The sequence below is a fragment of the Flavobacterium weaverense genome, from assembly GCF_003688495.1.
Lineage (GTDB): Bacteria > Bacteroidota > Bacteroidia > Flavobacteriales > Flavobacteriaceae > Flavobacterium > Flavobacterium weaverense.
Genome location: NZ_REFH01000008.1, coordinates 51,354 through 65,477, shown reverse-complemented (window position 1 = coordinate 65,477; position 14,124 = coordinate 51,354). Strand labels below are relative to the sequence as shown.

Sequence of the window (14,124 nt, the reverse complement as noted above, 5' to 3'; positions counted from 1 at the left end):
CAAAGAAGTTTCCAACGTATTTTTTTAATTTTAACATTTCTCAAATTTTAAAGTTTAAAGTTTGAAGTTTTTTGAGTTTCTTTGCAGTAGATAAAGTGAAAAAAGTCATTCAGTTTCAACCTTTTTAAACTTTAAACTTTAAATAAAACAAAATGCACAGCATATTTCAGTATCAAGAATTTCTTTCAGATTATTTACAATCACAGTACGAATCAAAAGAACCTAGGAATTTATATGAGCCCATTCATTATATTTTAGATCTTGGAGGAAAAAGAATTCGTCCAGTACTTACTTTGATGACTGCTGAGATATTTGATGCCGATTATAAAAGAGCATTGCCAGCAGCGTTAGCAGTTGAAGTATTCCATAATTTTTCATTAGTGCATGATGATATAATGGATGATGCACCATTGCGAAGAGGTAAAGAAACAGTACATGAAAAATGGGATTTAAACACTGGTATTTTATCTGGAGATGCCATGTTGATATTAGCATATCAATATTTTGAACAATATGAACCTGCTATTTTTAGAGATTTAGCAAAATTGTTTAGTAAAACTGCTCTTGAGGTTTGTGAAGGCCAACAGTGGGATGTAGATTTTGAAAGTCGTACAGATGTTACCATTCCAGAATACCTTAAAATGATACAGTACAAAACTGCTGTATTAGTTGCCGCAGCTATGAAAATGGGTGCAATTATTGCTGATGCTTCGACAGAAAACGCAAATTTAATTTATGATTTCGGATTGAATTTAGGTTTAGCTTTCCAGTTGCAAGATGATTATTTAGATGCTTTTGGTGATCCAGAAACTTTTGGCAAACAAGTTGGAGGTGATATCATCGAAAATAAAAAAACGTATTTATATTTAAAGGCAATGGCTTTTTCTAATGAAAAAGATGCAGCTGAATTGAGTAGATTATTTTCGATTCATCCTGAAGATAGTACAGAAAAAATAGAGGTTGTAAAAGAACTTTTTAACACTTCAGGTGCTTCTAAAGCGACACAAGATGCTATTCACGATTTTACTTATAAAGCTTTTCAAACCTTAGAAAAGATGAATATTAGCGCTGATAAAAAAGAAATTTTGAAAGATTTTGGTGAGAACTTAATGGGTAGAATGGTTTAAATATTTATATCTTATTTCAAATAAGAAGTAATTATTCTCCGTCACAAGTTGCTTATTAGAACTTACTCTTGAAAAATGTATTAAAATGCGCAAATTTGAATTCGTTTTTAATTTAAATCAATCATGTATATAGCTCCAATTAATACGGATTCATTGCTTTCAGAAGCGGAAAAAGAAACCTTATATCTTAAGTTGGTGGAACAGCTAAATAAGGATTTCAATCTTGCTAACGAAGCAGTTGATTTTCCATTAAGTATTACACCTAACGAATTAAAAATTCAACTCCACGAAAAAATATACCGACTTATCCAGTATAAATTTGCTGAATATCTCAATTTATTATACATCATCGATGTGTCTGAGGATGAAATAAAAAAACTTGATGGTTCCGATCTTGTTATTCTAGCAGAACAAGTTTCATTCTTGGTTTTAAAGAGAGAATGGCAAAAAGTATGGTTTAGAAATAAATACCGCTAGAACTCAAAAATTCCTTAAACAAGTAGCGCTTTAATATATAACTGACTTAGAAATATACCCTAACAAAAGGCATAAAAGCACTACCGTAAATGCTATTTTTATCGTCTAAGACATTATAGCGAGCTCCAATAGTCGCGCTCCCAGATCGATATCCTGCTCCAATAAATAAAGCGGTGTTCCAGTAATCTTGTGAATTGCTATTAGAACCTTCGAGATTTACATTAACTCGCAATTGCTCTAATTCTGCTGAAATTTGTATGGCACGAATAGGATTAAGCAATCCTATGATACTGCCGCCATATAGGTTTGACGCGTAAAAATCTTTTTGCTTTAGATATTTGTACTGAGCACCTAATCCCAAAGCAGCATATTCATTAAAGTTGTAAATAGCACTAGGAGCTATTGAAATGTCTGTATAACCAGATCCAAAACCAAGACCCAATCCACCTCCAAATTGTACGTTTTTCCAAAATTGATTTTCCACTGGCGGTGGTAAACTATTTCGTTGTGCAAACATAAAATTTGAAAGAAACACGGTTAATATGACTAAAAATGATTTACAATCATTCAAAAAGTAATTCTTTTTCATGAGTTTTTAATTTTTAACGATATTCAATGTAAATGTATCCTAAAATAAATTAGAAATTTATTGTATTGTTGTACTTTTGCTAAACTATTTAACAAAAAGAATATATTCAATAAATATTATGGATAGGTTTTCATTTTTAAACGCAGCACACACAGAGTTTTTTGCTCAATTATACGACCAATATTTAGAAAATCCAGATAGCGTTGAGCCAAGTTGGAGAAGCTTTTTTCAAGGTTTCGATTTTGGAATGGAAACGTACAATGAGGAAAATAAAGTAGAGCAAATTGCAAATTTTGCTTCAACTAACACCGATTGTAGTTTGGTTTCAAATCAACTTCAAAAAGAATTTAACGTATTAAAATTAATTGATGGATATCGTTCTCGCGGACATTTGTTTACTAAAACAAATCCAGTAAGAGAGAGAAGAACTGCATCGCCAACACTTGAACTTTCAAACTTTGGACTTTCAGCAGCAGATTTAAATACTGTTTTTGATGCGGCAAAAGCCATTAATATCCCAGCTTGTAGTCTTCAAGAAATTATTAGACACTTAGATAGTATTTATTGTCAGCATATTGGGGTGGAGTACATGTACATCCGTAACCCAGAAATTGTACAATGGATTCAGAAAAAAATAGGAGTTAATGACAACCAACCTAATTTTTCTGCTGATGAGAAGAAATCAATTTTAAATAAATTAAACCAAGCCGTTTCTTTTGAGAACTTTTTGCACACTAAATATGTGGGTCAAAAGCGTTTTTCTCTTGAAGGTGGAGAATCTATTATTCCTGCATTAGATGCTTTAATTGAAAAAGCAGCTGAAAAAGGAGTGGAGAAATTTGTTATGGGAATGGCACACCGTGGTCGTTTGAACGTTTTAGCAAATATTTTCGGAAAATCCACTCAAGATATCTTTGGAGAATTTGATGGTAAAGATTACGATCAGGAATATTTTGATGGTGATGTAAAGTATCACTTAGGGCTTACAGCTGATAAAGTAACGCAGTCTGGTAAAAATATAAATATAAATTTAGCTCCTAATCCTTCGCACTTAGAAACTGTAGGTGCAGTAATTGAAGGAATTACAAGAGCTAAACAAGATAAATACTTCCCTAACGATTTCTCTAAAGTGTTGCCTATCGCCGTTCACGGAGATGCTGCAATCGCTGGTCAAGGAATTTTGTATGAAATTGTGCAAATGGCACAATTAGATGGATACAAAACAGGAGGAACGATTCATATTGTTATTAATAATCAAGTTGGTTTTACAACTAATTATCTTGACGCACGTTCTTCTAAATATTGTACAGATGTTGCAAAAGTGACATTGTCACCAGTATTACACGTTAACGCTGATGATGCAGAAGCTGTTGTTCACGCAATGTCATTTGCTTTAGATTTTAGAATGCAATTTGGACGTGATGTATTTATTGATTTATTAGGATATAGAAAGTACGGACACAATGAAGGAGATGAACCTCGTTTCACACAACCTGTATTATATAAATTGATTGCAAAGCATTCAAACCCTAGAGATATTTATGCTGAAAAACTATTATCAGAAGGAGTCATAGATTTGACTTATGTAAATGGATTAGAGAAAGAATACAAGTCTAACTTAGAAGTAAATCTTGAAGAATCTCGTAAAAAAGATTTGACTGTTATTACTCCATTTATGCAAAATGAATGGCAAGGTTTTAACAGAGTTTCTAATGATGAGATGCTTAAAAAAGTAGATACTTCTTATAGTAAAGAAGGTCTTACAGCAGTAGCTAATGCAGTTTGTAATTTACCAGCAGATAAAAAGTTTATCAATAAAATCCAAAAACTTATCAATGACAGAAAAACTATGTTTTTCGAAAGTAATAAGTTAGATTGGGGAATGGCAGAACACCTTGCTTACGGATCGTTATTGCAAGAAGGTTACGATGTTCGTATTTCAGGACAAGATGTAGAACGTGGTACTTTCTCGCACCGTCACGCTGTTGTTAAGGTTGAAGATTCAGAAGAAGAAGTTGTTTTAATCAATAATTTAGAAGGTAAAAAAGGGAAATTTAATGTGTTTAACTCGTTATTATCAGAGTACGGAGTACTTGGTTTTGACTACGGTTATGCATTGACAAACCCTAATGCATTGACTATTTGGGAAGCACAATTTGGAGATTTCTCTAATGGAGCTCAAATTATGATTGACCAATATATCTCTTGTGGAGAAGATAAATGGAATAATCAAAACGGAATAGTTTTACTATTACCTCATGGTTATGAAGGTCAAGGAGCAGAACACTCGTCTGCGAGAATGGAAAGATATTTACAGCTTTGTGCGAGACACAATATGTATGTTGCAGATTGTACAACGCCAGCGAACTTCTTTCACTTGCTGAGAAGACAAATGAAAACAACGTTTCGTAAACCACTAATTGTGTTTACACCAAAAAGTTTATTGCGTGATCCTAGATGTGTATCTCCAATAGAAGATTTTACAAATGGTGCTTTCCAAGAGACTATTGATGACGAAACTGTGAATAAAAACGATGTGAAAACATTAGTTTTTTGTACCGGTAAATTTTATTATGACATCACTGCTGAAAGAGAAATTAATGGCCGTATTGATGTTGCTGTAGTAAGAATCGAGCAATTGTTTCCACTTCCAGTAGAGCAATTAAAAGAGATAATCGCTAAATATCCAAATGCTGATGATTACGTTTGGGCACAAGAAGAACCTAAAAACATGGGAGCTTACAGCTTTATGTTAATGAACTTTGATTTAGTGAAATGGAGATTAGCTTCATTAAAAGCGTATGCAGCTCCTGCATCAGGAAGTTACACACGAGCAAAACGCCGTCATGCAGATGCCATTCAAATGGTATTTGATAGAGATTTATTTAGATAGTAATTGCGAGGAACGAAGCAATCTCAATATATTATTTTTTAAGAGCTATTATTAGGGCTAAAAAAGAAAAAAGAGAAATACACGTTGTTTTACAACAGTTATATAAAATTAAAATTCATAATTTAAAATAATAGAACATGATTTTAGAAATGAAAGTCCCATCACCAGGGGAATCAATCAAAGAAGTTGAAATTGCAACTTGGTTAGTAAAAGACGGAGACTATGTTGAGAAAGACCAGGCGATTGCTGAGGTTGATTCTGATAAAGCAACACTAGAATTACCTGCAGAAGCAAGTGGAATCATTACGTTAAAAGCAGAAGAAGGCGATGCTGTAGCAGTAGGAGCAGTAGTTTGCCATATTGATACTGATGGAGCAAGACCAGCTGCGGGAGCACCTGCTGTTGAAGCTACAAAAACAGTGGAAGCACCAAAAGCTGAAGTTAAAGCGGAAGCGCCAAAAGCGGCTCCAGCACCAGCGACAACTTATGCGTCAGGAACACCATCTCCAGCTGCGAGAAAAATATTAGACGAGAAAAATATAGAAGCTAGTTCAGTAACAGGAACTGGAAAAGCAGGAAGAGTAACTAAAGATGATGCTGTAAATGCAGTACCTTCTATGGGAACTCCTACTGGAGGATCACGTGGATCTGAAAGAACTAAATTATCAATGTTACGTCGTAAAGTAGCAGAAAGATTAGTTGCTGCTAAGAATGAAACAGCAATGTTGACTACTTTTAATGAAGTAAACATGACGCCAATCAATATGATTCGTAATGAATATAAAGATGCGTTTAAAGCAAAACATAACGGAGTAGGTTTAGGATACATGTCTTTCTTCACTAAAGCCGTTACAAGAGCGTTACAATTGTATCCAGATGTAAACTCAATGATGGACGGTGATCATAAGATTGCTTTCGATTTTTGCGATATTTCAATTGCAGTGTCAGGACCAAAAGGTTTGATGGTTCCTGTAGTTCGCAATGCAGAGAATTTGACTTTCCGTGGTGTAGAAGCTGATATCAAACGATTAGCAATAAAAGCACGTGATGGACAAATCACTGTTGATGATATGACTGGTGGAACTTTTACAATCACTAATGGTGGTGTATTTGGTTCTATGTTGTCTACTCCTATTATCAATCCTCCACAATCTGGAATCCTTGGAATGCATAACATTATTGAACGTCCTATTGCTGTAAACGGCAAAGTGGAAATTCACCCAATGATGTATGTAGCGCTATCTTATGACCACAGAATTATTGATGGTCGTGAGTCTGTTGGTTTTTTGGTTGCTGTAAAAGAAGCTTTAGAAAACCCAATGGAATTATTATTGGATAACAATCCTAAAAAAGCATTCGAATTGTAATAATTGTTTTTTATAATGTAAAAATCCCATTTGACAGTACCTGTTCAGTGGGATTTTTTTTATTTCATCAAATATAAATAGTGATTATAGTAGTCCACAATAGCCTTTCCTTTCATTAAAATATCAGCACCAATAATTCCGTGAACTGGCTTAGCTTTATGTTGTGTCAATGCTTCGTTTACGTGTGATAAATCAAAGATTACTAAATCAAAAGCGTAATCTTTCCAGTTTCCCAGTTGTAATAGATTCTGAGTTGCTATTTGGGTAAACATTCCTGTTGCACCAGCTCCAGAAGCTTTAGTTTTTGATTTCTTAGCTTCCAATAAAAAGAAGGCAACACTTTCAAATCCAATACAACTACTAGAAGCACCGGTATCCAAAATAAAATTTCCCTCAACACCATTTACCTTTGCTTTTACCAAAAGATGTTGCGTTTTGGTGATTTTGAATTTTACTTTTTTATAATTTTCTTTTTTGAGAATCTCGTGTAGGTCTTTCATTGGTGTAACAATTATCGAATGTCTATCTAGTTTAGAAAACAAAGATACCGCAAGAATATTTGATATTTAAATGTCTTAACTCCGTCTTTTCTTTTTCGAAAGAAATAATTTTAAGCCAATAAATAATCCAATTCCGAGTAAGAGTATTAATCCATAAAGTAAATAGTTAGTACTCGGCGGATTTTCAATGTTTCCGTAATAAACAAATGCACTCCAGTAATAAGGAGATTTTTTAGCATTTGAAATATTTTTATTTTTTAAAAAATCTCTCTTTGCATTTGCATTTGCTTCGATATAAGATTGATTTTCTTTGATGTTTTTGTAGAACAAATCCATGAATACTGAAGTGGTATAATCGTTTACTTTCCACAATGAAAACAGTAAATTTTGTGCTCCTGCAAATTGAAATCCTCTGGCTATACTCATCGCACCTTCGGATTTGAATAATTTTCCAATTCCGGTTTCACATGCACTTAAAACTACCAAATCTGGATGAATGTTTAAATGATAAAGTTCTGAATACATGACTTCTTGATCGGAAAATTTAATGCTCGCTGGACTGTCAATATCACCTGAAGAAGCATGTGTGGATAAATGTAAAATAGAATAGAGGTTTGCATTATTTTTAAAATTGCCGAATGTCGCACCACTATTATCAAAATACTTTCCTTTAAATTTTTCTTTAATCGATTGCATCTCGTCTTTTGAGAACGTCAATTCAAAAGGAGTTTTTTCGAATATTGGAAAAATACCTAGAACTGTTGCAACAGAATTTCTTTTAGCTCGGTTAGCCTCTAAATAAAATTGTGCTGAATTTTGATAACCAATGTTGTAATCATTAAGTAGATAATTCATTTTAGCAAAATTAGTAGTTGCTGATTCTTTTGTGATTAAAGCTTCAAAAGGAAGAAAGTTTAAAAGTCCATCGGATACAATTAATAAATTTTTGTAAGCTGAGTTCACCGGTAGTTTTAGTAATTTGTAGGCCATGTTACTATACTTATTGTAGTCAGCTGGCGAGTTTGTAATCGTATAAGCATCATTAAAGAAATCTATAAACTGAACGATTTTAACTGAAGCGTGAGTATTATTATTAAAGGAATTTAGATAGATTTTGTTACTTACAATAGTGAAGGAATACATTTTATTAATACCAGAAAAATATTCTACCATTATTGCATTATCTTTTTCGAGCTTAGCATAGAGATCACTCAAAATAATACCGCTATTTGGATTACTTTCCGTCGCTGACGCTGATTGCTTTAATTGCAGCATCAATTCATTCTGTTTTTTAATAGAATTATTTATTTTAACTATATCTGCTAAAGCACCTTTTTGCTGTTCTTTTAAAATGAGGTTGCTTTCATTTTGTAGTTGTTGAGCAATTTTTTTCTGCAGCGTTGACTGTTTCGATGAATTTATTAAAGCTTGCTTTAAAACTGCTGACTTTGTTTTTTCGGCTAGTAAAAATGCATTTTCAAGATGGGTGATTTGATTGTCTTTTTGATATAAAGATTCATAGATAGCAATACATTTTTCAGTACGATTTCTATTTCTTAGTTGGCTAATTATTTTAGAATTCTCATAGACTAATAGAGATTGAAATAATTCTTCAATGTGAAAAGAAAGTCCGTAACATTCTAGGGCCTTTTTAGGCTGATTTTGAATAGTGTAAATAGCAGCTTGTAAGTCAAATGCGTCTAATAGCATTGTATCTGCATACAGTAAATTTTTATTAGGTAATTCTGCGTTTTTGTTATCAAATGACGGAATTAAATTTTTAAATATTTGCGTAATTAGTACCGCTGATTCTTTAAGTTTTCCAGTTTTGAAAAATAGATTAGCTTCATCAAAAAGGAATTCTGACTTGTTTCGCGGATCGTTGCTTGAATTTTTATTAAACAGATTTCTTGCTTTTTCAAAATATACTAAAGCCATTTTTGCATCATTTCGCTGTAATTTTAACTTTGATAAGTTGCGATAGGTATTGGCCAAAGCCATATGTTGTGATTTATCTTTTTCTAATAATGAAATCGCCTTTAAAAATGCCTTCTCAGCATTTTCGTAAGCATAGGGAATCATTTTATTAAACTTGGTAGTCAAGAAATAATTAGTACCTAAATTATTATATAAATTTCCTTTTTGTAAATCAGTTAAATTTTGTGATCGAATGGTTTTTTCAAGTAGAGCAATGGCGTCATTTATTCGGCCAGTATTTTGATAGACGTTTGATAAATTAAGTACTGCAGCATATTGCTGTTGCAAATTATTGGTTTGAGTAGCGATGTAATAATATTGCTTGATTATATTTTCAGCATTATCAAAGTCGCCAATTATTGTGTAAAGATTACCAAGTGGTTTTAAGCAATACTCAATAATATCGTAATTTGATAATCGATTCTTCTGATAGAGCTGCCATGCTTTTTCATAGCTAGAAATCGCCTGTTGTTTTTTGTTAAATTGATTTTGATAATAACCAAGATTTGATTTTAGTATTACAAAAGCGAGTAGTTCGCTTTTGTCTTTTAAACCATTGATCGAATGAGATATATTTTTATCAAATCCTTCTAATTTTTTTAAATTTTCTGCAGTTGGATTTTCCGTAAAACGATCAACATTTAAATTGATCTTTTCTTCAAAAATATTTGAATTTTGCGCCGAAATTGAACCTGAAAAAATGAGAACTATTAAAATAAAACTATTCTTAAAGTAAGTTAAACTTCCATTAAATAAGGCTTTCCATTCATAGAAAACATTTTTTTCGTGCAGAGGCAGATTTCTATCAAATTGTAGCAATTTTAAAACTTCCATATTCCATAAAACTGAAAATAATTAAAATTATCTTTAAAATTCAAGACATATCTTGCTCCTAAACTAGGTCCTATTCTCGCCGCACCTATGGTGAAATCGAGAAGTATTCCAGTTTTAATTGTGCTAAAGGAATTTGTATCTGCTGATTTTTCATTTTTTGTGCTGATTAGAAAAGTGTCTTTCACACTTTCAAAAGTTTCGATTTTTAAATCATTATTTTGTTTTTCTGATACATTAATATTTCCTTGTATTCCAGCGCCAACTCCTATATAATTATTAATGTTATACCGAATTAAAATAGGGATTTCCCAATTTATATTTTCATTTCTCGTTTCGGTTGTGGTGCGTTGCAGTTGTCGTACTCCAGCAGCTGTATCTAAAATCTCTTCTGAGATGGCTGTTTTATTACTATAATTGTGTAAACTATTTATGAATTCTGCTTGCCAGTAATAGCGATATGATTTAAATGGAGAAATAGTTGCTCCCACAAAATAACTTTTAGAATCCACTAAATTAGGGTAAAGATTATAGCCCGCTTTAGCTCCTATAGAAATACCGGGAAGGAATCGTGTGGTTGCGTAATTTGTTATTATGGGTTCATTTTTATCAAAGATTATAGCTGTTCTACTCTTTGTTTTTATTTTGTGAAAGTCATCACTAAATTTCATCGAGTACTTTACAAATCCTTTAGTGCTATCGATTTCCTTAACATTTTTTTGGTTACTTCCGGGCAAGTAAATGTTCTTAAAAGTAAAAAATATTTGTTTTTGTTTTATAATAGTGTCTAAACAGCTTGTAGTTGGAATTTCATCTTTGGGACATATTGGACATTTGGGATACATATCCTCGATTTTAAATGTTTTCTTGTCAAACATATCCGGAATATCAGTTTCTAAACGAATCATTCTCGCTGGACCTTCACCATTGTTTTGAAATCGAGTTTTGAAATTTACCCGTTTGAAGCGCACTAATCTATAATTCATAAAGCTCCCATTTGAGCCCATTTTATTTGGATCATGAGAAGTAACGATTTCCATTTCTAAATTCTTTATTTTATGATTTTTAAAACTTCTGTTCGGAATAAATATACCGCGCATTGTTACCGTTGCGCTTGTGTCTTTAATCATTTCAGGAGTGGTTTTAAAAGTGTAAAATATGTTTCTAGTTTCTGATGGGTTGCATTCATCAAATTCCAAAATGGATACATCTGAAAATGTTTCTTTCGCAGTTTTTAAAGTAGCATCTAAGTCCTCCTCAGTTGTAGTGTTTCTATAGTTTTTGGCTGGAGCCAAATTTTCACTTAAAGCTAAATATGAGTTGGAATTATCAAGATCGTTTATTGAGGCGATTGTATTTTCCTTAATTTCTCTTTCGCTAGCGTGTGCGCGGTAATCAACTAATTCGAAGTTTTTATTTTTAAATTGTTTTTCATTGTAGAAAAGATATAATTTTCCGTTTGTAACATAGCTTTCTAAGTTTTGATAACTCAAAACAACTACAATCTCTTGTTCTGGAATAGGATCACAATTCTTTTGAATGTTGAATCCGTTTTGGTCTTCAATTGATGCAATGTCTTTGTATAGGGTATTTGAAATCTCGTTTATAACTACTTTTTTTGGTCGTGTCGCAGGTGGTTTCCCATTGTCGTAATTGTTAGTTACCGTTAATCGAGCTGTATAAGTTCCTTTATTTTTATAAGTATGTTTAGGTTCTGTTTCTTTGCTGTAGTTACCATCACCAAGTTCCCATAAATAGGAAAAACTAGGTTTTGGTGCGCCAGCAATAGGAATAAGCGGCGGTGTTTCTGGTTTATAAGAAACGGCATTTCCGTTTTGATTATAAGTGATAGTAGCTCGTCGAGTTATCGTATCATTTATTTTTTTCTGCGAAAAGATGTTTGTTGCCGTAAAGCAGATTAAAATTACTAGAAGTGTTCTCATAATCAGTTTTTTTTTAGTCCTGATAGTAGTGAAAATCCTTTTTATTAGAAAATTAGTTCAGGCCACTGAATTAATTTTATGATTAAAAGATTGTAACGGATAGCAGGATTAGCTCCAGAATATTAGCTAATTTATTGATAAAATGACTTCTAACATAATCAAAATCATTTAAATGTAAAAAAAAGTGGTGAGCAAATCACCACTTTTCTAAAATTATCTCCAAGTCTGCTATTGAATTGCATTGATCGCAGCGATTAATTGAGCTTCAGTTCCTACTGTTGTATCTGCTAATGTGAAGGTGTAGACATCATTTGCTTGAACGGTTACGCCTTTTATTGCATATCTCCATTGTCCGTTTTGTTCCGTAGCAAAGATTACGTGACAAGCTAAACCTATTGGAATTTGACCATAATGTTCGCTAAATAAACCTGCTGCAGTGTACGTATCTAATTGTGCTAATGCATTTTGACCTTCGCCATCGTAAGATAAATATACGGCACTATTTGTATTATTGTAACCTTGTGGCGCAGCAACAAGAAGCGATGTTTTAGGTCTTGGATCACTATAAAAACGGTCAACGTTAGTCCATCCAAATTTTCCAAAACTTACGAAATAGTTATTTTGTTCCCCTTTTACGCCACCTTTGTCACCGTTTGCACCTGTCGGATCCATCGCATTTTGCCATGCCAAGTCTCCATTTGCATCAATAATACCATTCCATAATATCATTGCAGCATCAAGACCGCCTGTTAAGTTTGTTGGCACTTGTAAAGTCATATTACAACTAATTCCCAGGTCTTGTCCACCTTGAGTGGCTTTGATAAAAAATTCTCCTCCTGAAATTAGTAATGCTCGATCGCCGTTTGGCATAATTCCCATCGTAGGTTTGTTAGTAACTAACATATTTCCTTTTTTGAATATTTCAACGTATTCAATGTCTACTATTCCGGTAACCGGATTTCCGTTTTTAGTTAAGCAGCTTCCATTAATTCCTATTTTTACTCCGTTTGAAGAAGTTAGTGTCACAAGTCCAGCTCCTGCGGTCAAAGTAAATTTCTGTGTCATTCTATCTAATGCTTCTTTTCTCACTGCTTTAAATTCTGATGCTGAAGGTGGTGCAGTAGTGATATCATTTTCATCATTACAACTGCTGAAAAGAATTGTTGCTAAGAATAATAATCCGATGTTTTTTAAATTTGTTTTCATGGTTTCTAGTTTTTAGATTGTTTTTAGTTTGAGTTGTTTTAAAGACTCCTTTTGTGTTTATATGTCTATATCAATTTGTGTTTAAAATTGTTACCCTATTTTTAATTTTTTTTATTTCAATAATATATTAATCACGTTGTTTATTTATCAGCCCTGAATATTTACTCTTTTAAGGTTAGACCTAGCTCAACGAAAGTTGTGAGTGTTGTACCTACAAGAGTAGGCGTTCCTGAAAGATCTATTTTACTGATTTGTCCGTTAGGATAGCCAGATATTCCTTGTAATGTTGAGACATAAAAAACCTTGTTGCAGTCATCGTAAACAGAGCTGTAAAATTCAGGATTCACTTCAAATCCTAAAGTTAAAATGTCGGTCTTTGTTATTATTAGCGGGTTTGAAACATTTAGTTCCACTAGTTTCGAATTTGAAACTCCAGCATCTTCCATCATTGCATAGAGGGTATTTCCTTGTTTAAATTCGAGCGAAATATAAGAGAGCCCAATGCTACTTCCTGTCGGTGGCGTAATAGCCGCTGAGACAATTGCAGCTCCTATTGTTGCGGTGTTGTATCTAATAATGCGGTTACCCATTAAAAAGTAAATCGTATTGATTCCGTTAGTTGCAGCAGTAAATGTTTGCGAATTATAACCTTCTAAGGTAGTTTGAGCAATAGCAGTTGTTGACGCTGGAATTATATTGAAATTAGAATCTAAAAGCGAAAACAATTGATTTGTAAAATCATAACAACCATAATACAGATTTCCGCCAACAATTACAGGCGCATTTACGACTCTGTATAATACCGAAGTTGAAGAGTACGCTGGAATTGGAATTACAGTAGAAACATTTGTTAGTGTATTTACTTTTGTTACGAGTCCTCTTTCAGCAGAAACGAGTACGTATTCATTTGTAGAAGGATTAAAAACTGCATTGTTCGTCCCTGATGATTGAAAGCTTACTGGTTGTGGAACTGCAGTAAGAACTGTAAAATTAGGAATACTTAAAGAATTTAATGAAGTGCCAAAATTGCCCGTCAATGCTCCTTGCTCAATATTATATCCTAAAATTTCAACATTTGGGCAACTTGTAGGTAGTTCATCATCTGTATCGCAACTAAAAAATAAAGTAGATGCGAAGATTAAAGCTAAGAGGTATGTGAACTTTTTATTTATCAATAAAAAAATTCCGTTTTGATTATTTTTTTTCATGATTTC

10 protein-coding genes are annotated in these 14,124 nt (G+C 32.9%); 4 read left to right on the top strand and 6 right to left on the bottom strand.

Features of this window, described 5'->3' with window-relative positions; genetic code table 11:
* Positions 1-152: 152 nt before the first annotated feature.
* Positions 153-1,127, top strand: a complete 975-nt coding sequence (locus BC961_RS03950) for a polyprenyl synthetase family protein (protein WP_121924565.1) — start codon at positions 153-155, stop codon at positions 1,125-1,127.
* Positions 1,128-1,250: 123 nt separating this feature from the next.
* Positions 1,251-1,604 carry a hypothetical protein gene (locus BC961_RS03945; RefSeq protein ID WP_170151283.1) on the top strand — a complete coding sequence of 118 codons (354 nt, stop codon included), beginning with the start codon at positions 1,251-1,253 and terminating at the stop codon, positions 1,602-1,604.
* Between the two features lie 46 nt (positions 1,605-1,650).
* Here BC961_RS03945 and BC961_RS03940 read toward each other — a convergent pair whose 3' ends face one another.
* A complete protein-coding gene (locus BC961_RS03940) occupies positions 1,651-2,193 on the bottom strand; it encodes a hypothetical protein (RefSeq protein WP_121924563.1) in 543 nt (180 codons plus the stop codon).
* A 118-nt stretch (positions 2,194-2,311) separates the two neighbouring features.
* Between BC961_RS03940 and BC961_RS03935 the strand changes: the two genes are divergently transcribed.
* Together BC961_RS03935 and odhB are read left to right on the top strand one after the other, a co-directional pair.
* Positions 2,312-5,086, top strand: a complete 2,775-nt coding sequence (locus BC961_RS03935; RefSeq protein WP_121924562.1) for a 2-oxoglutarate dehydrogenase E1 component — start codon at positions 2,312-2,314, stop codon at positions 5,084-5,086.
* Positions 5,087-5,223: 137 nt separating this feature from the next.
* On the top strand, positions 5,224-6,453 hold the full coding sequence (gene odhB / locus BC961_RS03930) for a 2-oxoglutarate dehydrogenase complex dihydrolipoyllysine-residue succinyltransferase (RefSeq protein ID WP_121924561.1): 1,230 nt from the start codon (positions 5,224-5,226) through the stop codon (positions 6,451-6,453).
* 59 nt (positions 6,454-6,512) lie between these two features.
* Here the strand turns inward: odhB and BC961_RS03925 are convergent, their stop codons facing one another.
* The 5 genes from BC961_RS03925 to BC961_RS03905 all read right to left on the bottom strand — a co-directional run bounded on the left by BC961_RS03925 (position 6,513) and on the right by BC961_RS03905 (position 14,118).
* Positions 6,513-6,953 carry a retropepsin-like aspartic protease gene (locus BC961_RS03925; RefSeq protein ID WP_121924560.1) on the bottom strand — a complete coding sequence of 147 codons (441 nt, stop codon included), beginning with the start codon at positions 6,951-6,953 and terminating at the stop codon, positions 6,513-6,515.
* A gap of 75 nt (positions 6,954-7,028) precedes the next feature.
* Entirely contained in the window at positions 7,029-9,764 is a 2,736-nt protein-coding gene (locus tag BC961_RS03920) for a CHAT domain-containing protein (RefSeq protein WP_121924559.1), read from the bottom strand.
* Entirely contained in the window at positions 9,752-11,704 is a 1,953-nt protein-coding gene (locus tag BC961_RS03915) for a PKD domain-containing protein (protein WP_121924558.1), read from the bottom strand. Before BC961_RS03915 ends, BC961_RS03920 begins: the two co-directional genes overlap by 13 nt.
* Positions 11,705-11,932: 228 nt before the next feature.
* Entirely contained in the window at positions 11,933-12,910 is a 978-nt protein-coding gene (locus tag BC961_RS03910) for a hypothetical protein (protein WP_121924557.1), read from the bottom strand.
* 161 nt (positions 12,911-13,071) lie between these two features.
* On the bottom strand, positions 13,072-14,118 hold the full coding sequence (locus BC961_RS03905) for a hypothetical protein (protein ID WP_121924556.1): 1,047 nt from the start codon (positions 14,116-14,118) through the stop codon (positions 13,072-13,074).
* Positions 14,119-14,124: the final 6 nt, after the last annotated feature.